Genomic DNA, 1,956 nt, shown 5'->3' with positions numbered 1-1,956 from the left:
ACTCGGCCCAGCGTTCGGCGTGTTCCTTGGTCTGCTCGGCGAGCATGCCGGTGGTGCGGCGGCGCATCTCGCGCAGGACGCCGAGCGCCTCGCCGCGGCTCTCCTTGATCGCGCGCCGGGCGGCGATCCGGGTCTCGTCCGCCTCGGTGCGCGCGGCGAGCAGGCGCCGGCGGGCGTGTTCCTCCGCCTCGGCGCGCACGGTGTCGGCATACGCCTGGGCCGCGCCGTGCACGCTGTCCGCATGCGCCTGCGCCACCTCCGCGAGGCGCTGCGCCTCCTGGTGTGCGCCTTCGCGTACGGCGGCGGCCTCCTCCAGCGCGAGCTGGAAGATGCGCCGTGCGCGCTCCCCGAGCGTCTCGTACGTCTGCGGCGCGAGCCGCGCGACGGTCTCGCGCAGCCGTACCGCCTCGGCCTCCATGTCCTTGGCGAGCACGGTCAGCCGGGCGGCGCGCTCCCAGGCGGCGTCCCGGTCCCGGGAGAGCGCCGCGGCGTACGCGTCGACCTGCTCGGGACGGTAGCCACGCCCTCGTACGGCCCTGAAGCCGCGGGGCGGGACCGGTGTGCCGCTCATGCGGGAACCCCTCTCCATCGGACGGACGCGAAATGATGATTTCGCGGACATCTTGATGTATGGGGCGTAAAGGAGCACAACGCGACACTCCGGGCGCAGGTAACGGCCGACGAGCGCAGCGGCTTTCACGCGCAACGGATTCGGACGCCCGCTTCGGACGCGCCCGTGGGGCGTCCCAGCTCCGGGCATACGACGAAGCCGGGCCCGGTCGTCATGACCGGGCCCGGCTTCCACGCGTGCGTGGCGCTCAGCGGCGACGGCTCACAGGAGCCCGTCCCACATCTGCTCCAGCAGCACCGACCACCAGCTCTCCGGCGAACCGAGCGCCGCCGGGTCGAGGGCGGCCAACTGGGCCTGGAAGTCGACGGTCCAGCGGCCCGCCTGCTCCTGGTTCAGACCGAACCGCAGCCGCCACATCCGGCCGAGCAGCGCCAGGCAGCGCTGGAACTCCGGCAGCCCGGTGTTGACGAACTGCGGCGGCACCGGGGCACCGCCCGGACCGGCCTCCACCGGCACGGCGACGATGTTGGCCGTGCCGTACTGCACGCAGATGGCGCGGCCGAAGTCGCTGCCCATCACGAGGTACGAGCCCGCGTCCGCGGCGGGCTGCACCCCGCGCTCGGCTGCCAGCTCCGCCAGCGTCGGCACCGGACGACCCGGCTGGGCCTGCGCCCAGAAGAACGGACCCATGTCCATCGGCAGGCCCGCCACCACCAGGGTGTGCGCGACGACCGGCGGCACACCCTGCCGGGACACAGCGGCCTGCTCGAACCGGAAGATCCCCGGCCCGTACGCGCCCGCCAGCTCCTGCGCGATCCCCTCCGGGGGAATCGGCGGAACCGGCTGCACCGGCGGCAGCGGCGCCCGCACCGGCGCGGGCCGCGCGGGGCCGTCCGCCACCTGGTGCAGCTCGCCCTGGTGCGCCAGCAGTTGCTGCATGCCCTGCTGCCGGCTCGCGTGGTCCGTGCCGTAGGGCGCGATGCTCGTGATCCGCGCCTGCGGCCACTGCTCGCGGATCATCCGCGCGCAGTAGGCGCCCGGCAGCTCGCACGACTCCAGTTCGGTGTGCAGCTCCAGCACCTGGTCCGGCGGCACGTTCATGGCGCGCAGCTCGTGGAAGATCTGCCACTCCGGGTGCGGCGTACCCGGCGCCGAACGCCGGATCAGCTGCTGCTCGGAACCGTCCTGCGCGCGGTAGCGCAGCACGGCCTGGTAGCCGGGGCCCACGGTCGGCTGACCGGTGGGCTGCTGCGGGTAGCCGTACGCCGGGGGCTGCCCGGGAACGGGGTGACCGGGCGGCGGCATCGCGCCGGGCGGCATCGGCGGCTGGGGGGCGCCCGGAGCCATCCCGGGGGCGCCCGGAGCAGCGGGTACGCCGGGGGCGG

Annotated in this window: 1 protein-coding gene and 1 pseudogene; both read right to left on the bottom strand. The window is 74.7% G+C overall.

All coding sequences use genetic code 11. From position 1 onward, the window contains the following. Positions 1-571, bottom strand: a pseudogene (locus GA0115233_RS39920) (cellulose-binding protein); the annotation flags it as partial. A gap of 261 nt (positions 572-832) precedes the next feature. After that, a partial coding sequence (locus tag GA0115233_RS39915) for an SUKH-4 family immunity protein (RefSeq protein WP_255310524.1) occupies positions 833-1,956 on the bottom strand: 1,124 nt, incomplete at its 5' end.

The organism is Streptomyces sp. DI166 (genome assembly GCF_900091315.1).
Taxonomy (GTDB): domain Bacteria; phylum Actinomycetota; class Actinomycetes; order Streptomycetales; family Streptomycetaceae; genus Streptomyces; species Streptomyces fuscus.
The sequence above is the reverse complement of the archived record's forward strand: the minus strand, read 5'-3'. Positions and strand labels throughout refer to the sequence as shown.